The sequence below is a fragment of the Flavimaribacter sediminis genome, from assembly GCF_019492055.1.
Taxonomy (GTDB): domain Bacteria; phylum Pseudomonadota; class Alphaproteobacteria; order Rhizobiales; family Rhizobiaceae; genus Flavimaribacter; species Flavimaribacter sediminis.
Map to the genome: position 1 here is coordinate 100,777 of NZ_JAICBX010000003.1, position 20,209 is coordinate 120,985.

The 20,209-nt window shown below is 58.9% G+C and carries 23 protein-coding genes and 1 tRNA gene; 5 read left to right on the forward strand and 19 right to left on the reverse strand.

Translation table 11 applies throughout. The annotated features are described in order from the left end of the window. From K1W69_RS16145 to K1W69_RS16175, 7 genes are read right to left on the reverse strand one after another with little or no spacing between them, the layout of a single operon-like run. Complete coding sequence (locus tag K1W69_RS16145; RefSeq protein WP_220229464.1) at nt 1–1,356, reverse strand: aspartate aminotransferase family protein; 1,356 nt, start codon at nt 1,354–1,356, stop codon at nt 1–3. Nucleotides 1,357–1,366: 10 nt separating this feature from the next. After that, complete coding sequence (locus K1W69_RS16150) at nt 1,367–2,674, reverse strand: TRAP transporter large permease (RefSeq protein ID WP_220229465.1); 1,308 nt, start codon at nt 2,672–2,674, stop codon at nt 1,367–1,369. Continuing rightward, nucleotides 2,671–3,177, reverse strand: coding sequence for a TRAP transporter small permease subunit (locus K1W69_RS16155; RefSeq protein WP_220229466.1), 507 nt, complete (start codon nt 3,175–3,177; stop codon nt 2,671–2,673). Before K1W69_RS16155 ends, K1W69_RS16150 begins: the two co-directional genes overlap by 4 nt. 16 nt (nt 3,178–3,193) lie before the next feature. Further along, nucleotides 3,194–4,216, reverse strand: coding sequence for a TRAP transporter substrate-binding protein DctP (gene dctP / locus K1W69_RS16160; protein WP_220229467.1), 1,023 nt, complete (start codon nt 4,214–4,216; stop codon nt 3,194–3,196). A 42-nt stretch (nt 4,217–4,258) separates the two neighbouring features. Further along, on the reverse strand, nt 4,259–5,188 hold the full coding sequence (kce, locus tag K1W69_RS16165; protein ID WP_220229468.1) for a 3,5-dioxohexanoate:acetyl-CoA acetone transferase: 930 nt from the start codon (nt 5,186–5,188) through the stop codon (nt 4,259–4,261). Further along, nucleotides 5,181–6,134, reverse strand: a complete 954-nt coding sequence (locus K1W69_RS16170; RefSeq protein WP_220229469.1) for a 3-hydroxyacyl-CoA dehydrogenase — start codon at nt 6,132–6,134, stop codon at nt 5,181–5,183. The genes kce and K1W69_RS16170 overlap by 8 nt, the downstream gene beginning before the upstream one ends. A gap of 2 nt (nt 6,135–6,136) precedes the next feature. Beyond that, nucleotides 6,137–6,916: an SDR family oxidoreductase gene (locus K1W69_RS16175; RefSeq protein ID WP_220229470.1), complete on the reverse strand. Its 780-nt coding sequence runs from the start codon at nt 6,914–6,916 to the stop codon at nt 6,137–6,139. 105 nt (nt 6,917–7,021) lie between these two features. Here K1W69_RS16175 and K1W69_RS16180 point away from each other — a divergent pair, with 105 nt between their 5' ends. After that, nucleotides 7,022–7,723, forward strand: a complete 702-nt coding sequence (locus K1W69_RS16180; protein WP_220229471.1) for a GntR family transcriptional regulator — start codon at nt 7,022–7,024, stop codon at nt 7,721–7,723. On the opposite strand, the gene K1W69_RS16185 is transcribed toward K1W69_RS16180, so the two are convergent. Genes K1W69_RS16185 through K1W69_RS16195 form a run of 3 tightly spaced genes read right to left on the reverse strand, consistent with a single transcriptional unit; the run spans nt 7,720 to nt 9,889 of the window. Beyond that, on the reverse strand, nt 7,720–8,769 hold the full coding sequence (locus K1W69_RS16185) for a Leu/Phe/Val dehydrogenase (protein ID WP_220229472.1): 1,050 nt from the start codon (nt 8,767–8,769) through the stop codon (nt 7,720–7,722). The genes K1W69_RS16180 and K1W69_RS16185 overlap by 4 nt on opposite strands. A 53-nt stretch (nt 8,770–8,822) precedes the next feature. Continuing rightward, entirely contained in the window at nt 8,823–9,239 is a 417-nt protein-coding gene (locus tag K1W69_RS16190) for an acyl-CoA thioesterase (protein WP_220229473.1), read from the reverse strand. A 17-nt stretch (nt 9,240–9,256) separates the two neighbouring features. Then, complete coding sequence (locus K1W69_RS16195) at nt 9,257–9,889, reverse strand: TRAP transporter large permease subunit (protein ID WP_220229474.1); 633 nt, start codon at nt 9,887–9,889, stop codon at nt 9,257–9,259. A gap of 231 nt (nt 9,890–10,120) precedes the next feature. Between K1W69_RS16195 and K1W69_RS16200 the strand changes: the two genes are divergently transcribed. Further along, the gene (locus K1W69_RS16200) at nt 10,121–10,405 is read left to right on the forward strand and encodes a site-specific integrase (RefSeq protein ID WP_220229475.1); all 285 of its coding nucleotides are present in this window, start codon (nt 10,121–10,123) and stop codon (nt 10,403–10,405) included. Nucleotides 10,406–10,412: 7 nt separating this feature from the next. Here the strand turns inward: K1W69_RS16200 and K1W69_RS16205 are convergent. After that, nucleotides 10,413–10,489, reverse strand: a tRNA-Ile gene (locus tag K1W69_RS16205). A gap of 127 nt (nt 10,490–10,616) precedes the next feature. Here K1W69_RS16205 and K1W69_RS16210 point away from each other — a divergent pair. Beyond that, nucleotides 10,617–11,345: an SIMPL domain-containing protein gene (locus K1W69_RS16210; RefSeq protein ID WP_220229476.1), complete on the forward strand. Its 729-nt coding sequence runs from the start codon at nt 10,617–10,619 to the stop codon at nt 11,343–11,345. 66 nt (nt 11,346–11,411) lie between these two features. On the opposite strand, the gene K1W69_RS16215 is transcribed toward K1W69_RS16210, so the two are convergent. The 4 genes from K1W69_RS16215 to K1W69_RS16230 form a co-directional block, all read right to left on the reverse strand. Next, nucleotides 11,412–11,756 carry a hypothetical protein gene (locus tag K1W69_RS16215; RefSeq protein WP_220229477.1) on the reverse strand — a complete coding sequence of 115 codons (345 nt, stop codon included), beginning with the start codon at nt 11,754–11,756 and terminating at the stop codon, nt 11,412–11,414. A gap of 203 nt (nt 11,757–11,959) precedes the next feature. Further along, on the reverse strand, nt 11,960–12,565 hold the full coding sequence (locus tag K1W69_RS16220) for a GNAT family N-acetyltransferase (RefSeq protein ID WP_220229478.1): 606 nt from the start codon (nt 12,563–12,565) through the stop codon (nt 11,960–11,962). After that, nucleotides 12,558–12,959, reverse strand: a complete 402-nt coding sequence (locus K1W69_RS16225; protein ID WP_220229479.1) for a ketosteroid isomerase-related protein — start codon at nt 12,957–12,959, stop codon at nt 12,558–12,560. The genes K1W69_RS16220 and K1W69_RS16225 overlap by 8 nt, the downstream gene beginning before the upstream one ends. A 2-nt stretch (nt 12,960–12,961) precedes the next feature. Continuing rightward, nucleotides 12,962–13,417, reverse strand: a complete 456-nt coding sequence (locus K1W69_RS16230) for a MarR family winged helix-turn-helix transcriptional regulator (protein ID WP_220229480.1) — start codon at nt 13,415–13,417, stop codon at nt 12,962–12,964. Nucleotides 13,418–13,662: 245 nt separating this feature from the next. Between K1W69_RS16230 and K1W69_RS16235 the strand changes: the two genes are divergently transcribed. Further along, on the forward strand, nt 13,663–14,151 hold the full coding sequence (locus K1W69_RS16235; protein WP_220229481.1) for a hypothetical protein: 489 nt from the start codon (nt 13,663–13,665) through the stop codon (nt 14,149–14,151). 2 nt (nt 14,152–14,153) lie between these two features. Here the strand turns inward: K1W69_RS16235 and K1W69_RS16240 are convergent, their stop codons facing one another. After that, a complete protein-coding gene (locus tag K1W69_RS16240; RefSeq protein WP_258571144.1) occupies nt 14,154–14,825 on the reverse strand; it encodes a glutathione S-transferase in 672 nt (223 codons plus the stop codon). Nucleotides 14,826–14,895: 70 nt separating this feature from the next. On the opposite strand from K1W69_RS16240, the gene K1W69_RS16245 reads away from it, so the two are divergent. Further along, entirely contained in the window at nt 14,896–15,150 is a 255-nt protein-coding gene (locus K1W69_RS16245; RefSeq protein WP_220229482.1) for a hypothetical protein, read from the forward strand. Between the two features lie 7 nt (nt 15,151–15,157). Here K1W69_RS16245 and K1W69_RS16250 read toward each other — a convergent pair whose 3' ends face one another. The 3 genes from K1W69_RS16250 to dnaG all read right to left on the reverse strand — a co-directional run bounded on the left by K1W69_RS16250 (nt 15,158) and on the right by dnaG (nt 20,140). Next, the gene (locus K1W69_RS16250; protein WP_220229483.1) at nt 15,158–15,565 is read right to left on the reverse strand and encodes a secondary thiamine-phosphate synthase enzyme YjbQ; all 408 of its coding nucleotides are present in this window, start codon (nt 15,563–15,565) and stop codon (nt 15,158–15,160) included. Nucleotides 15,566–15,611: 46 nt separating this feature from the next. After that, nucleotides 15,612–17,648: an RNA polymerase sigma factor RpoD gene (gene rpoD, locus K1W69_RS16255; RefSeq protein ID WP_220229484.1), complete on the reverse strand. Its 2,037-nt coding sequence runs from the start codon at nt 17,646–17,648 to the stop codon at nt 15,612–15,614. Between the two features lie 512 nt (nt 17,649–18,160). Beyond that, nucleotides 18,161–20,140, reverse strand: coding sequence for a DNA primase (gene dnaG / locus K1W69_RS16260; RefSeq protein WP_220229485.1), 1,980 nt, complete (start codon nt 20,138–20,140; stop codon nt 18,161–18,163). Nucleotides 20,141–20,209 lie beyond the last annotated feature (69 nt).

The following is a 20,209-nucleotide window of genomic DNA, read 5'->3' on the forward strand; positions in this document are numbered from 1 at the left end:
CTAGGGTGCAATCGTGGTTTCTATGCCGAGTGCATCGCGCCAGCGTGTCGACCGAGCGCGCATGACGTCCAGAAACATGTCGACTTCCGCGTCTCCGATCGGCAGCGACAATGCGATCAGACCGCGGCGTGCGAGGTAGACGCCATCCTCGAGCAGATCGAGGAAAACGAGCTCGCGTATGGCCGGATCACACGCCTCGAGATCCGCCGGACTGTTCGGCGTGTCAGGCGTCGGATGCAGGCCAATCAGCGAGCCGAGACCGGTCGCGACAAATGGCAGACCCGTTTCGCGAAACAGCCGGTTGAGAGCTTCCCGCAGCGCGTCTCCGCGCGCGTTCAGCGCTTGAGCGGCTTCCGGCGTATAAACCTCGCTCAGCGCGGCGACGCCGGCGGCCATGGTCAGCACATTGTTGTTGAACGTGCCGGCGTGCGGCAACGCTCCCGGACGGGCGGGATCGAACAGGTCCATGATATCGGAGCGACCGCCAAAGGCTCCGAATGACATGCCGCCGCCGATATATTTACCCAGTGTAGTCAGATCAGGCCGGATATCGAGTTGCTGCTGGCGACCGCCCGCCGCCAATCTGGACGTCATGACTTCGTCGAAGATCAGAAGCGAACCTGTAGCGGACGTTTCACTGCGCAGCATTGAGAGAAACTCCGGATCACCCGGAATGCAGCCCGCCGAGCCCTGCATCGGTTCCACCAGCACTGCAGCCAGATCATCCCCCTGCTGCCGGATCAGCTTCTGTGTTTCCTCGAACCCGTTGAATGGCGCAATCACGAAGTGATGGGGCACATTCACCGGAGACCCGGCGCCGCCGCCAAAAGTCAGCAGACTGCCGTGATAGGCGCCGTCGAAGACAAGGATCTTGTCCCGCCTTGTAAAGGCCTTCGCCAGCGCGATCGCCAGTAGATTGGCCTCGGTTCCCGAATTGGCGAAGCGCACACGCTCGATCGAGGGAAATCGCGAACATACGAGATCGGCGAGCCGTGCCTCCAGTGGACCATGACCTCCGAGATTGATGCCATTGCCCATCGCGCCGACGACGGCTTGCCTGATTACCGGGTCGGAGTGACCAAAGATGCCGGCGGTGAATTCTCCAAGAAAATCGACGTAACGATGGCCGTCGGCGTCTTCCAGCCGGCATCCCTCCCCGCTGACAAAGGTAAGCGGAAAGGGATCATAATAAAGCACCGTCCTGGTATTGCCGCCCGGCAGAAATTGCGAGGCCCGACCGTGCAGCTTGAGGCTTTCCGGGTTTCTGTCGATGAACCCCTGCCGTGCATCGACCAGCGCTTCTTCGAGAGCAGAATAGTTCGGAATTTTGTGACCGGCGGTTGGGTCGGACGACATGCGAATTACCTCAATCGAACAAAAGGTTTGGCAGCCATGTGGCCGTCTGTGGGACCAGCATGACGATCAGCAGGACCAGCACTTTGAGTGACAGGAACGGCGCGATGGACCGGTATATGTCGAGCATCGTTATGCCCGGCGGCGCCACCGCCTTCAGATAAAACAGGGCGAACCCGTAGGGGGGAGTTTGAACGGCAATCCCCATGTTGAGGATCATCAGGATTCCGAACCAGATCGGATCGTAGCCCAGCGCAACCGCAATCGGCGTATAAAGCGGCGCGCAGACGATAACGATGATCATCTCGTCGATAATCAGTCCGAGAAGAATCATCGACAGCTGCATGGTCAGGATAATGGCGAAAGGCGGAAGATCCGACTCGACAGTGAACCGGGTGAGCATGCGCCCGGCCCCCATCAGCAGGTGGAAATTCGAGAAGACAGCCGCGCCAAGCACGATCCAGGCGACGACCGTCGTGAGCTGCCCGGCCTCCAGGCTCGCATCCTTCAGAACACGCCAGTTCAACTGACCGTAGGCCAGAGCCACCAGCAACGCTCCGACCGCTCCCAAGCCGCCGGCTTCTGTCGGGGTGGCCACGCCCAGAAGAATAGTGCCGAGCGTACACAATATCAGCAGGAAGGCGACGCCGCCGTCACGAACGGCAAGCGCCTTGTCCTTGCGGGACGGCCGGGTATCGATCGCCGGACCCGCTTCCGGATTTCTCCAGCAGACGAGCACGACATAGGCCACGAACAGGACGATCAGGATAAACGCGGGAATGAGGGCTCCGGCAAAAAGCTTCCCGATCGAAGTGTTCGTTGTGGCGCCGAAAATTATCATTGGAACGCTGGGCGGGATCAGGATGCCCAGGCTTCCCGCCGCCATCACTACGCCGAGCGCGAGGCGCCGGTCGTAACCACGTTGCAGCATCGGCTCCAAAGCGACTGAACCGGCGGTCATGATGCCTGCTCCGATGATGCCGACCATGGCGCCGATCATGCTGCAGACCCCGATGACGCCGATCGCAAGGCCGCCTCTCACCCGTCCCGATAGAACATAGGCGGCATGGAACATCGATTCGCCCAACCCCGAGCGAACCAGCATCTGACCCATGAAGATGAAAAGCGGAATCGACAGCAGGATGAAGTTCGTCACCGAGTTCAAACCGGTGCTCGGTATTAGCTTGTAAGCCTGCGGTCCCCAGGTGAACGTAGCGAAGCCCATTGCAACAGCCCCGAGGCCGAAACCCACGGGGACGCCGAGAGCAAACACGACCAGAACACTTGCAAACAGAAGGATCGTGAGAATCTCGATACTCATTGCTCGGCGGCTCCGTCGGCAAGAATTGTCACCGCCTTGATCATGTTCGACAGGAGTTGCACCAGGATCGCCGCGGCGCCAACAACGATCGGGGCCAGGAACAGGATGAGCGGGGGAGCCCATTCAGTCGGTCTGCGCGATCCCGTCTCGAGCGCATCGATTGCGATCAGGCCGACCTGCCAGACTACCAGCACCATGAAGAACGCGATGATCGGCGCTCCGACGATATCGAGGATTGCCCGCCCCTTGTCGGAAAAGCGGGAATAGAAGATGTCCACCCTGATATGCGAGTCCCGCTTCATGGCGAACGCGCCGCCAAGCATTCCGACCCATGCGTAGATCATGAGCGCACTGTCATAGACCCAGATGGTCGGAGCGGAGAAAAGATATCTCGCCACGACCTCGATGGCTATGACCAGGACCATGACCGGCATGAGCAGCGTGAGCAGGCGCCCACTCAACTCACTCAGCCGGTCTATGGTCCGTGCCAGGGAGGACAGCATCACGATCTCGCCTGCCTCAGGCCCCTATCGCAGCGAGATAGTCACGCTGAACATCAATCAGTTTCTTCGAAAACGGATCGGCTTCCGCGTACTCTTCCCACACCGCGGCCGCCGCCTTTTTCCATTCCTGCCGGTCAGCATCGGAAGGCGGCCCAGTAAAGGTGGCACCTGCCGCCTCCATTTCGGCGACCGCGCCGGCAACTGTCGTGATCGAGAGCCCGACATGTCCGAAACAATGTTCGACCTGTGCGACCTGAAGCAGCGACTGAAGATCCGCCGGCAGCGTTTCGAAAGCCTGCCGGTTGACGATCGTCGGCGCAACCTGGGCGCCTGAAAGCGGCACTGGATAGAGATACTTGGCCTGCTCGTACCATTTGCCGTCGCGGTAATCGATCAGGTTGGAACTTGCGCAACCGTCGATTACCCCGGTCGCAAGACTCGTATAGACTTCCGAAAAGGCCATCGTCACCGGAGCAACGCCAAGCTGGCGCATCTGGTTGCCATAGGCTCCCGGCGAACGCAGCTTCATGCCCTTTAGATCGGAAAGCGCATTGATCGGTTCCTTGGTGAGCACATAAACGCCAGGCTGTATGCAAGGTCCGAGGTGAACCAGCCCGTGGCTGCCATAGGCTTCATCGAGAACCGGCGCCCATCCGCCCATCGAAAACAGCGTGTAAAGCTGGTCATAGCGCTCCGGACCACCGGGCAGTCCGAGCTCGACGACACCGGACGGCATTTCCCCGGCATGCAGAGCCATGTACGGCGAACCCATTTCGACGAGGCCGCTTTTGGCCGCGGCGAAGACCTCCGTCGCGCCGACGCCTTCCCCGTCATACACAACGTCGATGACGAGGCGACCGCCGGATGCTGATTCAACACGTTTTGCGAATGCGTCATAGGCAACACCGAACGAAACGCCTCGGGGATACAATGTCGCCATGCGCCAGCGAAAAGTCTGCTGGGCGATGGCTGGCGCGGCCAGCGCAGTGCCGGCGGCTGCGCCGGCGACAGTCATTCCAAGGAAATTGCGTCTGTCCATGATCCAACTCCTTTGCTGAGTGATTGAAAAGATCGGGAACCTCTAGAACCCGACCATGTCTCCTCCCTTGAGGTTGAGGATTTCCCTCGCTTCGTCCGGCGTCGCCACTTCCAGGCCAAGCCCTTCCACAATCATGCGAATCTTGCGCACCTGCTCTGCGTTCGACTGCGCCAGCTGCCCGCGACCGATATAGAGAGAGTCCTCAAGGCCGACACGCACATTTCCGCCCAGCAGCGCCGACTGCGTCAGGAACGCCATCTGCTGCTTGCCGATACCGAATGCGGAGAGACGATAGTCCGAACCGAAGAGCCGGTCGGCTACCTGCTTGAAATAGACAAGGTTCTCCAGATCACCGCCGACACCGCCGGAAATTCCGAAGATGCCTTGGATGAAGAACGGCGGCTTCACCAGATCGCGATCGACGAACATCTTGAGGTTATAGAGATGGCCAATATCGTAGCATTCGAACTCGAAGCGCGTGCCGTATTCCTGTCCGACCTCTATCATGATGCGCTCGATCATCTCGAACGTGTTCGGATAGATCATCTTCCAGGTGCTTTCGATGTAGTCCTTTTCCCAGTCGTGCTTCCATTCGGTGTATTTCTTGCCGAGCTGGGCGACCGAAAAGTTCATCGATCCCATATTGAGGCTGGTGACTTCAGGCTTCGCGCGATGCGCAGGCGCCAGCCTTTCGTCGAGACTCATGCCCAGCCCGCCGCCGGTTGTCAGATTGAGCACGGCGTTTGTCGCTTGCTTGATCCTTGGCAGGAACTGCATGAAGAGTTCGGGATCCTGCGACGGTTTGCCGGTCTCGGGATCTCGCGCATGCAGATGGATGATCGCGGCTCCCGCCTCCGAAGCCTCGATCGCGGAAGCCGCAATTTCGCTTGGCGTAATTGGCAAATGCGGAGACATCGTTGGCGTGTGGATGCCGCCGGTGACCGCGCAGGTGATGATAACCTTGTTACTCATGAACCTTTTCCGTGTTGTCCAAACTGTTCTTGAGCGCCAGCAACTGCATCAGCGCCTTGTCGCGCCAGCGCATTCGGTCGCGAATGTCGCCGGATTCCACCGCCGCCCGCCGGCACTGCTCGATTTCCTGAAGAGCGCTTTCCGGCCACGGCTTCGTCACGAGAAGCTCTTTTCCCATCTGCTGATAGTATCGGCCGTAGCGCGTGGCGTAGTCGAGGAAGCCATCCGGGGCGTTCATGTCCATTGTCTCGAACGGCCCCATGAATGCCCAGCGCAGGCCAAGGCTGTGCTTGACGACGGCATCGAGATCGTCTGGCGCGATCACACCATCCGCCACCAGAGCGACAGACTCATTGACCAATGCCGTCTGCAGCCGGTTCATCACGAAGCCGACGATTTCCTTTTGAACAACGACCGGGACCTGGCCGACGGAAGCAAGAATTTCGCATACCTTGCCAACGCACTCGGCATCGTTCCATGGAGCAGGCGCGACTTCAACGACCGGCATCAAATGCGGTGGATTGGCCGGATGCGCGACGATACAACGCGCCCTTCCGGGCACATCGGCGAGGAAGCTGCTTCCGGGCATCGTGCTCGTTGAACTTCCGATAAATGTTCCGTCGGGCGCCAATTCATCTATGGCCTTGAAAATTGAATTCTTGATTTCGAGATCTTCGGGAAGACTTTCCTGAACGTAGGATGCGCTGCTGACTGCGTCTTCAAGATTTTCGCTGACACTGACTGAGGCCCTGGCCTGCTCTGGATTATCGACCATTCCGAGCGCCGCCAGGTCGTCGATCGCATCCGAGACGAACTCTAGCGCGGCTTCGCTGGCGGGCCGATCGCGATCCCAAAGTCGGACCCGCCACCCGGAGCGAGCGAAAACGACAGCCCATCCCCTGCCGATAAGGCCTGTACCGACAATCGCGACGGAAGGCGCGGTCATGCTCATTCCTCCCACTCGACATTGCCGTCGACGCCGATGAACTGGCCCGAGACATGTTTGCCATGAGGAGATGCAAGAAATTCGATCATCGCCGATATATCCTCGGGGTCGATCAGCGTCCGCATTGAAACGTAACGAAGCATCGCAGCGGCAAGATCTTCGGGGTCCATTCCGAGCGCGTCCGCCTTCGCATCGATGACGCGCTGTATCCGGTCACCCCGAATCGGGCCGGGCAAAATCGCGTTGACGCGAATGCCGTCCGGGCCGAGCTCCCGGGCAAGATTCATGGTCAGGCTCAGAACCGCGCCCTTGCTGACAACGTAAGGAAGGCGCAGCGGAAGCCCGACCTTTGCGCTGCCCGACGACACGTTCACGATCAGACCGCTTTTCTGCGCCTTCATCAAAGGGATAGCGGAGCGGGCGAACAGGAAATGGCTGGTCACGTTGACCCGCAGCGACTCGTTCCAGTCATCGAGGGAGAGATCCTCCGCGCGACAGGTCGGACCGGCGATTCCGATATTGTTTATCAATACGTCGAGGCCGCCGGCGTTTTGCGTCACGGTGTTAAAGATTTCCAGGACTGAGCCTTCATCTCCCGCATCCCCTGGGACCGAGACAATGCCCTCGCAATCTGCTTCGAGCGCCTTCACGGCGTCCGCGTCCACATCCGAAACGAAGACCTGCGCCCCGCCCGCGGCAAACCGTCTTGCAGTGATATTTCCCAGTCCGCCGCCCGCAGCATTAACGAGCACGCGCAACCCTTTCAGATAGTCGCGATCCACGAAGTCTCCGCCTCTGCCCCTCTTATATTTCTGATATAGCACTTTATGTCGTTGGCAGAATGCTGTCAATCTGATATTTCAGAATTGCCAAGGAGGCGATTCGTCATGGCTGAGATGGTCAAGGCCAAGAGAAGAGGCCGCACCAAACTGCAGGCTCCGGGCCTGGAGCCGGTGGATCCCACCGCCGAGGAATCGGTTGAAAAGCAGGTCTACCGGCGGATCCGGCATGGCCTGATGACCGGTCTCATTGCGCCGGAATCCACCATGACTGGCCGTTCACTCGCCGAAAAACTGCAGGTCAGCGTGCAACCCGTACGAGACGCTCTGAAGCGTCTCGAGGCCGACGGCATTCTCGAGGGACGCTCCAAAAGCGGCTTTTATCTCCGCCCGATGACCGGAGAAAAATACTGGGAAATCACCGAAATCAGGGTTCGGCTGGAAGGGCTGGCGGGCCGACAAGCCGCTGGAAAGGTCGATGCCGCAACCATCGAGAAATTGCACGAGATCAATACGAGGATGAGGAGCGATACGGCCGAGGGTTTTTATCTGAAACAAAACTTCGACTTCCATTTCCTGATCTATTCCCGGTCGGAGATGCCCGCGCTGCTTGCGATCATTGAAAATCTCTGGGCCCGGATAGGCCCGATTCTGAACTACCACCCCCACGACTTCAATCATCAGGAAACGCTTCGCAAACACAATGCGATCATTGAGGCTTTGGAGAGACACGACGGAGAGGCCACGGAAAAGGCGATCGCCTACGATCTCGTCACGGCGGCAGAATTGATCGTTGAAAGTCTTGACTAGGCCGCTTGCCGTTTGGCGGCGATGACGTCGCGCGCCATCTGGTCGGCTATCAGAAAACCGGGCTCTCCCGTTGCCTCGACGCGACGCAGAATATCAACCGTTCTGTCGTGGATCGCGTCAATCAGCTCCATCATCTCCTCGAGACTGCGATCGCGAAAATATTCCGTCGCCACGGCGATGATGCCGCCCGCATTGATGACATAGTCCGGCGCGTAGGCGATCCCGCGTTCATGCAGAATGTAGCCCGCGCGCTTCGTCAGGAGCTGGTTGTTGGCTCCGCCTGCAACGGCGCGCGCCCGCATGTTTTCCGCAACAAATTCCGTCACCGCCCCGCCGAGCGCGCAGGGCGCCAGAATGTCAGTTTCGGCGAGGAGTATTTCCTCGTGATGAAGCGGTTCTGCATGATACGTATCGCAAATTCGATCCACGTTATCCTGACCAATATCGGCAACCATCAGCTCCGCGCCCAGCTCTGAAAGTTCCCGGCAGAGATTTCCGCCAACGCCGCCGAGCCCCTGTACCGCCACCCTCAAGCCGTCGAGGTCTGGTCTTTCGAAGACCTGATGCGCCACGGCCTCAATACCCCGACGTATGCCGTAGGCGGTAAAGGGCGATGGATCGCCGCCGACGCCGTCCTCCGGAGAAAGTCCGGACACATAACCGGTCCGTTTCGCCATGATCTGCATGTCGGCGGGGCCGATTCCCACATCCTCGGCGGTGATATAGCGACCGGCCAGCATCTCGACGCATTCGCCGAAAGCCAAAAGCAATCTCTCGCGTGCGTCGTCCGGGACAGGTCCCAGAATGACGCTCTTTCCGCCGCCCAAATTCAGACCGGCGAGCGCATTCTTGTAGGACATCCCTTTCGACAGCTTCAGGGCGTCTGTCAGCGCCTCGTGCGCTGACTCATAGCTCCAGAGCCGACATCCGCCCGCGGACGGACCCATCACTGTCGAGTGGATCGCTATGATGGCTTTCAGACCCGAATCCCGGTCATGGACGTGCAACACTTTCTCATGTGCGTCAAAGGCATCGTTATCGAACATTGCTGCTCTCGCTGATCTGTCTGTTCCGGCCCGCTGTTTCCTGCGAGACCGTCTTAGTCGTCACCCATCAACTGTTCGATCCGTTCTCGAATGGAAGGTACGACTTCCATGGCCGCGCGTTTATTGAGATCGAACTGAACCGTTACGGATTCCATCTCGGCGGCAATGTCGCCTGTCGTGGCGTTATGCATCAAAAACAGGTTCGTCAGCGATTTGGTCCCCACCTTCACCACACGTCCGGTTACGAGCGTGAGAGCGGCAGCGGACAGTTCCGCCTTATAGGTAATGGATGTGCGCACATCGGCCAGTCCGATGCCGGATTGGAGCTGTTCTTCGCCGAAGCCGATTGCGCTGAAGAGATGGTAGGAAGCATCATCGAACATGGCCATGTAGTGACGCGTCGTCAGGTGTCCCATCACATCGCACAGCCACGGATGGACCACGCCCCGGTAGCATTCGATTGGTTTCATTGTTCGATCCCGTATGTTCAGTTCATTTGAGACGGCAGCCAGAGCGCGAGACCCGGCCACAGGAAAAGCACCGCGACATTCAATGCGATGAGCACAACGAACGGCGCGGCGCCACGGAAGATTTCGCCTACCGGAACCGATATTGCAACCCGCCTGAGCACGAACACATTTAGTCCGACGGGCGGCGTAATCAGCGCAAGCTCGATCATCATGGTAATGAATATGCCGAACCAGACCTTGTCGACGCCCAGCGCAACAATCACGGGAATAACGAAGGGAAGCGTCAGGATAAGCATGCCAAACGTGTCGAGGATGCAGCCGAGCACGAGGTACATGATGGCGATGAAAATCAGGACTATGACCGGATCGGCGCTGGCCCTGCCGATAAAAGCGACAATACCGGATGTTATTCCCGTGTGGACCATAAAGCGCGCGAACATCACGCCGCCAGTGATTATGGCGAATATCATCGAACTGATCACGCCGGTCTGATGCAGCGCGTCGCGCAGCACCGGCCAGGTCAGACGCCCCATGGCCGCTGTCACGATCGTCACGCCTGCCGCGCCGACAGCAGAAGCTTCGGTCGGGGTAAACACGTCGCCATATATCCCGCCGAGCACGATAGCGAAGATCACGATGATCGGCAGCAACTTGGTCAGCGATCCGATACGCTCCGCCCATGAGAATACAGGTCCTTTCGGACGGAGTTTCGGGACAATCCCGTATGGATCGAAAGCTGGTCACGAAAATACCAGCGCCTGATAACGCTCAACAACGCCATGTCTATCACTCCGTATTCCCCCGCCAACATCACGCAGGGGTGGGTTTAAACATGGGTCAGTTCTCATTGAAAAAATCGCGCCTTACCGGGTCAGTTCTCGTTGAAAATCAACACCGGCCTCGAGACGGGAAAATCTGCCCACGGGATTCGGAAGCTCGCGGCGACCTTTTCTGCAGATGCTGGCGCAACGACGCATGAGCTGATGGCGCAGTTTGGATGGAAGACAGTCAGTCAGGCGGAGATCTACATAAGAGGAGCTGACCGGGACCGACTCGGCTTGCAATCTTCCAATCGTGTCGCAGATCATATAGAGAACATAATACCCCAAACCTTGATATCGGGTGCGGGTAAAATTCAGAAAAACACAAATAAATCAACAATTTGAAAATAGATGGTGGGCCCGGTAGGACTCGAACCTACGACCAAGCGGTTATGAGCCGCCGGCTCTAACCAACTGAGCTACAGGCCCCACCCGATGCGACGCGATAGAGCCAGGCGCCGCACGAAGCCATCGCTTAAACCAAATCGCGCGGGCCGACAAGAGATTGCCGCAAAGAGATTTTACGGATCGCGGGACTTCAACCAAGGGGATTCCCATGAGCCCAGCAAAGAAATTTCTGATCATGTTCGCCGTCGCCCTGCTTCCGGTTTCAGCAATGGCCCAGGCGCAGAAGCCACACCGCCAGCCGAGCATTTCCGTCACCGGAGAAGGTTCAGCGCAAGTCACGCCTGATATGGCGGTCATAAACCTGACGGTGCTTCGCCAGGGAAAGACTGCGCGCGAGGCGCTCGACGCAAGCAATGAGGCCATGGCCGCCATTCTGGCGGAAATGGAGGCAACCGGCATAGAGGATCGCGACCTGCAGACATCGAACTTCTCTATCAGCCCCCAATATATCTACCCCACGCAGGATGATAACCGGCGGCAGCCTCCGACGATCGAGGGGTATAATGTCTCGAATTCCCTGACTGTGCGCATTCGAGATCTTAAAAATCTTGGCGGCGTCCTCGACAAATCGGTGACGCTCGGCGTCAACCAGGGCGGTCAAATCCTCTTCACCAGCGACGACCCATCCGCCGCAATCACGGAAGCGCGCAAGAAAGCCGTTGAAGACGCGATGGAAAAGGCGCAGACGCTTGCCGAAGCCGCAGGCGTTGAACTCGGCGCGGTGCTGAAGATCAGCGAAGTCGCCAATCCAGGCCGGCCGGCGCCGATGATGCGCGCGGAAATGGCCATGGCCTCCGATGCGAGGGGCGTGCCGGTGGCCGCCGGCGAAAACGAGTACAGCGTTTCCGTCACGATGTCCTTCAAGATCAAAGACTAGAAAAAGCAAACCCCGGCTGCAGGCGTCGCAGGCCGGGGTTTTGACCATATTTTTTTTCGGCGCGGCTTAGTAAACCGCCAGGACCGGGCAGTTCCAGTTGTTGGCCAATACGACTTTTCTCTTATAGCCCTTGGACCAGCCCTTCACGACGACCTTGTAAGGCGTCTTCTTGACGACATAGGCCTTCTTCACGCCGTACCAGTGCGCCTTCTGCAGCGCCTTGTAGTTCTTGCAGTAGCCGCCCTTGGGACCGTGCTTCGGACCCCAATACGGTCCCGGGCCATATCCCGGCGCACCGAATTGAATGTTGATGCCGACACCGCCAGCTGCTGCGGGCGTGGCGGTTGTCGCTGCGGCGCCAAGGCCGATCATCGTCGTAACGGCGACAGTTTTGATGATATTTGCAAACATTGGTTCTCTCCGTGTCCAGATTGGTTTCGCCTCTCAAGCGATGACTGCACTCTGGACTTCCGTGGCTGAACCAATTTGCAACCGGGCGTTCATGCGGCGTTCACCTTGAACGCATGACGCCGAGGAACGCGATATTTCAAAGTGAATTCAGACATTTATTTGAGTCAAAAATTCTCAAAGTAAAAAATGGAAAGACGATTCTTTCAGTCCAAAGTCTTCGACCAGAACTGCAATGGCTTTTCCGTCTCCTCCCGGTCGCCGATATCCCGCCACGAAAAACGGCAGGCGACGCCCTCCATCGGAGCATATCCGCGGTTGCGCCAGAAACCGTCGAGCGGCGTATAGCCGTCCGGTCGCATCGGATGATCGTCTGGCCTGACGACGCCGCAGAACACCGTCTCCCGGAATCCCTGGTCGATCGCGGCCTTCTCGCGTTCTTCGAAAAACCGCACCCCGACGCCGCCCCCTCGCCACTCTTCCAGCAACACCGATTCAGAGAGGTAGAAAAGTCTGTCCGGATCGTAACCGGCCTTCGCCAGCGGCTCGGAAAACTCGGAGAAATGATCGCCCAAAGGCGACGCCGTGGAGGCCCCGACCATCCGTCCGCCATCGAATGCGCCAACGACGACCGCGCCATCGGACCCTGCAAAACGAGACAGGTAGCGGCGTTCATAATCCATGTCGCCGTCATAGAGATAGGGCCACTCGCGAAACACGGTGATGCGAAGGCGGGCGAGGTCGTCGAGCGCTTCGCCGATTTCGTCGCCGGAAAGCGTCCGGATCGTCAGCGGACCCCGCGCCTCATTCATCGCGCACCTGGGCGATCCATTCCTCCAGATTGTAGTAGGTCGTGACGCGCGTGATGAGCCCCTGATCGATTTCGAAAAATTGGCCCGCGGCAATGGAATAGGACTGTCCGCGCGCGGCCGGCAAACCGTCAGCCGTCGCCTGGTAATTGCCACGCACCGTGAATTCGGCTGCTGCGCGTCCTTCCGCACTGCTGGTCATGATGACAATGTCGGAAAGCTGTTCGGAGTAATGCCGGTTCATCGTCGCCAGAAACCAGCGAAACTTTTCCTTCCCGATTTCACGACCGCCCTGGTTGATGTCATGAACGACATCCTCGTGAAGCAGCGCCAGCATAGCCTCGCTGTCCTTGCTGTTGAAGGCGTCGAAATACTGTCGAATGAGTGTTTCAGTCATGGTCAATCCCGATCTGTTTGTCCTGCAAGGTCCTTGCGCAGTTGGCGCAAAAAATCCGTCGTGGCCTGTATCCTGCTACCGTCCAGGCGTTCCGCAGCCTCGCCAAGGCTCGTCCTTTCCCGCCTGCGAATTTCGGAAAACACCTCCCTGCCCCGCTTCGTCTGCGCCAGCAACCTGGATCGCCGATGGGCGGGATTGTCGCGAAACTCTGCGAACCCCGCTTCGACAAGGGCGTCGGCGAGTTGCTGTATGTGTTGGCGGGTCCGGCCCTTGCGCCGCGCAATGTCCGGAACTGTCTGGGCGCCGTGCATATCCAGATCCTCCAGCACCGCCCGCATTGCCGCCGTCATGCCGAGATCCAGGATCTGTGCGTCGGAAAAAGTCCTCAACTCACCGAAGGCTTTGCGAATCTCGGTGATCAGGGCGTAAAGTTGATCAGGATCCGCGGGTCTGGTCACGTCTTGGTCTCCTCAGGCTCGGCTTCCTGTTTGCCCCATGGCAGAGGCCCGGCGCAAGCGATGTTTCAGCTGTTGTCCCTCATCAGCATGTACCCACACCCTTGCGGAAGACATCATACGCCGCGTGGAACACTCAGCGAGCCCATCGACGTTCTTCCTGATAATGGCCTTCACTATTGACAAGTCTATTGTCAATTCCAATATGACAAGTGTATTGTCAAAATGGAATGGTGGAGGATTGAACCATGCTGAAGAAGAACCTGATAGCCCTGTCTGTTTTCACGATTGTCGTCGCCGGCGTCGCCCACGCAACAAATGAACGCAATCACCTCGACAAGGCTGGAGCGGCTTCCTTCTGGTCGCCGGGGCATGACCGGTCGCAGCACAGCAGTCGCGACTTCTGTCAAAACCTCTCAGGCTTCCGCCTGGATTTCGCCGAGAAGTTTGCGATTGTCGATCTGGACCTGAATCGGCAACAGATAGACCTGCTCGGAGACGTCAAACAGCAAATCCGGCGGATCGCCGAGCGTCCGGACGGCGTCTGTTCGACGCCGATCGAGGCGGGGCATCTGATGCAGGACATGGCGTCAGCCAAGATCTGGCTTGTCAGCGCACAACAGGCGCTCGACGATCTGGAACCACCCCTGCAGTCCTTTTACGCAAGCCTCGACAAAGTCCAGCAGGACAGGCTTTCACAATGGATGAGTGGAGGCCATCACGGCCGGAGTCGATAGGATCAGGCCGCAAACAAAGTCGTCGGGTCACCCGCTTTCCATTTCGGATAGCGGGTCATGATCGCGCTGAACCGTCTGGATTCAAGAAACCGGTCCAGCCAGCCAATCAGGTCCGGCCAGTCCTGGCCATCGAACCACTCCCGATCCACATTGGCGAACTGTCGCACGAATGGAAGGCTGGCGAGATCGGCGAGCGAAGGGCGGTCGCCGAAAAGCCATGGGCGCCCCTTCAGCAGGGCGTCCAGCTTCTCCAGGAAACGGCCGGCCTTGTTGCGTTCCTCAACAGGATCCGCATCGCTGAAGCGAGTCTCGTACTTGTAGCGGTCGAGGCTCCGTTTGAAGGGGCCGTCCAGCTCCGCGATCAGATCGAGCATGTCATCAAGCGTTCCGATCGGAGGATCGAGCAGGTCTTCAGGATCGGACTGCCGCAGCGACCACACCATGATATCGAGGCTTTCGTCGATCGCCGGCGCCCCAGGCAGGACCAGACATGGAACCGTGGCCGACGGGGACGCCGCCAGGAACTCCGGCGCCTTGTCCTTCAGAACCACCTCGCGCAACTCAACGGTTATGCCTGCCGAGCGCAAAGCAAGCCGCGCCCGCATCGCATAGGGACAGCGTCTGAAGGAATAGAGAACCGGCAATTGTGCAAAATCAGCGCGCATCATGGTCATCGATTTGGATATTCTTGGAACCTTCACAAAACTATGGTCTTGTGCCGACATTCAGAAACAGGAATACGATATGAAAAAACTTCTTGTCTCCGCAATTGTACTTCTGACGGCTCTTTCGCATGCGGCCAACGCCACCTCTGCAGCAATCAGCGACGATGAAACCGCTCAGGTCACGAAATCCATTACCGCCTGGGGCTGCGACGGCGGCGTCATCTTCAAGTCACCGTCCGGAGAGTTCGAGGTTGAAGACGCAACCTGCAATGGCGGGACCTACAAAATCGAACTCGGTCCGGATTTCGTCGTCACCTCCATTGAGCTTGAATAGCCGGCCGCTACCCGGAGACATGCAGCACGATCTTTCTCTGATGCGGCGCGCGGCGGTGTTCAAACAGATAGACCCCCTGCCAGGTTCCAAGCAGGGGCCTTCCGTTCGCTACCGGGATTGACAGGCTGACCTGCGTCAGCGCCGACTTGATATGCGCCGGCATGTCGTCCGGCCCCTCCATCGTGTGCCGCAGCCAGCTCATGTTTTCAGGCGCAATGCGGGCAAAGAATTCGTTGAGATCGCGACACACATCAGGGTCGGCGTTTTCCTGAACCAGCAGGGAACACGACGTATGGCGGACGAACACCGTCAGCAGCCCCTCGACGACGCCGCTCTCCGAGACAAATTCGACAGCCTCGCCGGTAAATTCATAGAGGCCCTGACCGCTGGTGCGAATCGATATCTGACTTTGCATGACGCAATCCGGAAAATGAAAAGGGCCCGCCGGGGCCCTTAATCTGTCAGCTGTCGAGGAAGCTGCGCAGCTTGCGCGACCGGCTCGGATGTTTCAGCTTGCGTAGCGCCTTCGCCTCGATTTGGCGGATACGTTCGCGTGTCACCGAAAACTGCTGACCGACTTCTTCCAGCGTATGGTCGGTGTTCATGCCGATGCCGAAGCGCATGCGCAATACGCGTTCCTCGCGCGGTGTGAGCGACGCCAGCACGCGGGTCGTCGTCTCGCGCAGGTTGGCCTGGATCGCTGCGTCGATCGGCAGGATCGCATTCTTGTCTTCGATGAAATCACCGAGATGCGAATCCTCCTCGTCGCCAACCGGCGTTTCAAGGCTGATCGGCTCCTTGGCGATTTTCAGCACCTTGCGCACTTTTTCCAGCGGCATGGCGAGCTTCTCGGACAGTTCTTCCGGCGTCGGCTCGCGGCCGATCTCGTGCAGCATCTGGCGCGAGGTGCGGACAATCTTGTTGATCGTTTCGATCATATGCACCGGAATACGGATCGTTCGGGCCTGGTCGGCGATCGACCGGGTGATCGCCTGCCTGATCCACCAGGTCGCATAGGTCGAGAACTTGTAGCCACGGCGATACTCGAACTTGTCGACCGCCTTCATCAGGCCGATATTGCCTTCCTGGATCAGGTCAAGGAACTGCAGTCCGCGATTCGTGTATTTCTTCGCGATCGAAATCACCAGACGGAGGTTGGCCTCCACCATTTCCTTCTTGGCGATGCTGGCTTCGCGTTCGCCTTTCTGGACCATGTGGACGATGCGGCGGAATTCGGAAATCGAGATGCCCGTTTCGGTCGCAAGATTCTGGATCTCTCCGCGTATGTCCTTGATCGTATTCTTTTCGCTCTTTGCGAAATCCTTCCAGCCCGAGCCGGAGAGGTTGGCGATCGACTTCATCCAGTTGGGATCGAGTTCCGCGCCCTGATAATGCTGCAGGAATTCCTCGCGTCTGACCTTGTAGGATTCAGCCAGGCGCAACAGACGGCCCTCGTTCTGAACCAGACGCTTGTTGATGTCGTAGAGCTGCTCGACGAGCGCATCGATGCGATTCTGGTTGAGCGCAAGCGATTTGACCGCTGCAATAAGCTCTTCCTTGAGCTGCTTGTACCGGCGCTCCTGCGCCGTCGACAATGTTCCGCTGGCGGCCAGTCGCGCTTCGACCTGAAGATCCTGCAGCTTGCGCAGTTTCTTGTAGGTGTCGGCGATGACGTCAAAGGTCTCCATGACCTGCGGCCGCAGTTCCGCCTCCATGGCGGCGAGCGACAGGTTGGATTCGTCTTCCTCGTCGTCTTCGTCTTCTTCCGACGAGACGCCTTCGCCGCCGACGTCGGTTATATCATCGGATCGGCGGCGCTCGTTGCGCGCCTTTTCCTTCTCTTCGGCAGCCTTGCGATCGGCTTCGATCTTCTCGGCCGACTGGAATTGCGGAGCAGCCTTGGCTTCCGGTCCGGAATAGGTCGTTTCGAGATCAATGATCTCGCGCAGCAGCGTATCGCCCTCGTTGAGCTCGTCGCGCCAGATGATGATAGCCTGGAAGGTCAACGGGCTTTCGCAGAGGCCCGCAATCATTGTTTCGCGGCCGGCCTCGATGCGTTTGGCGATTGCGATCTCGCCTTCGCGCGACAGAAGCTCCACCGAACCCATTTCGCGCAGATACATGCGCACCGGATCGTCGGTCCTGTCGGTCGGTTCTTTTTTCTTCGCTGTCGCAACCGCGGTTCCACCGCTCACCGCAACGTCAGTGCTCGTGTTTTCCGTTTCGTTCGAATTGGAACTGTCGTCGCCTTCCTCTTCTTCCTCGACGACATTGATGCCCATGTCGCTCAGCATTGACATGGTGTCCTCGATCTGTTCGGAAGTGACTTCCTCGGACGGCAAAACTGCGTTCAGCGCATCCATCGTTACATAGCCGCGCTTCTTGGCGGCCTTGATCATCTTCTTGACGGCGCTGTCGGAGAGGTCGAGAAGCGGTCCATCGCCGCTGGTGTCGCGTTCTGCCTCGGCTTCTTCGTTTTCCTTGACCTTGGTTGCCATATATATCCCGTCGCTTTCGTTGCCGCGCTGCGTCTCCCGGCAGAGCGGAACCCTGCCAGCGTCCTAAGAATCAGTAGTTCGAACTGAATAGCGGTATGATGCTTAAATCCTGATTAACCATAGACGGCGGCTTTATGCTCATTCAGCCCACCCCGTGGTTCGAAACGTTCCTGAAGCGTCTGCGGACACAATTTCGAATTGCCTGACCCGATGATCCCGATTGTCCATCTGGTGATTCCGTCAATTTACCATTACGTCAAGCGAATCCCGGTAAAAAACGTAGAATTTGGCGCAAATTCACCAAAATTCACGTAAATCCCCGTCGGGTCCTGCGACGTCACTTCAGATGCCCGTCGCGCTTGCCCGTGAATCTCGCGGCAGCCTGCATGATTTCCTGACCGCGACTTCGGCGCGCGTCCCTATCCTGCCGATGTGGACCTATTTAGGAGCGTAGGCCCGCTTTGCAAGATGCTGCACCGGCGCCAAAGCCAAGATTCTTTCGGTCGCCCGATTCACTGACCAGCCGCTCCCCTCACGCGGCCGGACAATATTCCGAATCCGTCGATGATGGCCTCCTGCTGTTCCAGCCTGTCGATCTCCTGCTGCACGGACCGGAGGCTATTGAGCAGACCAGGCATGGCGTCTTCGTCCCCGGTGTCGGTGATGACGGCCAGATCCCGTTCGAGCTCCAATTTCTGCATTTTGAGTGACCGCGTCCTGTTGTGCAACGCCAACGCCTGCCCGAAGCCGGCCTGCGCGTCTTCCAGCGCAGCTTCGGCGGTCGCCGTCCACAGACCGGTGTAACGAACCTGCTTCTCGAGCGTTTCCACCGTCTCGGCGAGCCCCGCGACCCTGATCGCCGCGCGCACCTCTTCCCGATCGACGGCCTCTTCCTTCATGCACTGGTTCATCAACACGCCCAGCAGGGCCCGCAGGGCGGCGCTCTCGAACTCGATCGCCGCCGCGTCGTCAAACTCGGTCGTCAACAACTGCGGGTGATTGACGAGTGTCAGGGCCAATACGCTTTCGCGCAGGGCCGGCGCCCGTGTGGCGCCGGCGACCAGCGTCGACTGCGCGAGCCGGCTGCTGACGGCGTAACGTTTCCCGGCCTGCTGTCCCCTGGGCCCGGATCGCTGGTTCCCCTTCCTATAGGACCCGTATCCGCCTTCACGCCCCCGTCGCGCGCCCTGGCTGGACGACGTGTCGAAAAAGCCGTTCAGGCGGTCCCGCATGTCCTGCTGGTAGTGTCGCCTGACGCTTTCGTTGGCGATCGAGGCCATCAATCCGCCAATTCGCGATTCCAGCTCTGCGCGTTTTTCCGGCGTGTCGAAGACGCCTGAACGCGTCTCCCTGAACCAGAGCATATCCGCAAGCGGGCGGGCGTTGCGCAACACATCGTCGAATGGCGCCCGGCCGGCGTCCCGCACGAGGTCGTCCGGGTCTTTTCCCTCTGGCAAAGTCGCGAACCGGACAGACCGACCCGGCTGCAATCCCGCAAGCGCGGTGTCGATGGCCCTGTTCGCGGCTCTCTGACCTGCCGAATCACCGTCGAAACACAGGATCGGCTCCGACGTCATGCGCCACATCAGATCAAGCTGGTCTTCGGTCAGCGCCGTGCCGAGCGGCGCTACGGCGTTTGTCACGCCGGCCTGGTGAAGGGCGATGACATCCATATAGCCCTCGACGGCGATCACCGTTCCGGCGCCGTCCGCGCCTTGCGCGGCGCGTCGGGCCTGCGGAAAATTGTAGAGCACGCGCCCCTTGTGAAAGAGCTCCGTATCGTTGGAGTTCATGTATTTCGCCGGTATGTCTGACGACATGGCGCGCCCGCCGAAAGCGATCACCTTTTCGCGCGGATTGACGATCGGAAACATGATCCTGTCGCGGAACCGGTCGTAAGACACGGAAATGTTCGGCCCGTGCACCACCAGGCCGCAGGATTCGATCTGGCTCTTCTCGACGCCTTTTGAGGCGAGGTGTTCCTTCAGAGCGTTGCGGCTGTCCGGCGCATACCCGAGACGGAACGTCTGGATGGTGCGGCCCGACATGCCCCGGTCGCGCAGATAGGCGCGCGCCTTGGCGCCTTCCGCCGCCTGCAACTTTTCCTGAAAGAACACGGTGGCCATTTCCATGACGTCGATGAGGCTCGCCCGCTGCTTTTCGCGCCGCGCGGCCTGTGGATCGGGCGCCGGCAGCGGCACCCCCGCCAAGTCGGCGACCTGCTCAACGGCCTCGACGAAGCTCACGCCTTCAAGCTCGGTCAGGAAGCGGAAATGATCGCCGGACACGCCGCATCCGAAACAATGGTAGCGCCCCTTGCTGTCCTCGCAATGGAAGCTCGGCGTCTTTTCCCCGTGGAACGGACAGCAGGCCCACCAGTCGCCGCGCGACACGTTGGTCTTGCGCTTGTCCCAGGACACACGTTTCCCGATGACCTCGGATATCGGAATCCGGTCGCGCAGATCATCAAGGAACGACGGTTCAAAACGCATGCTGTCTCCGGGCGGCGGGCGAAAAGGGTGTCTGGCTTGCTGGCAAGCCGATTGCCGGTCTTTGGAGCA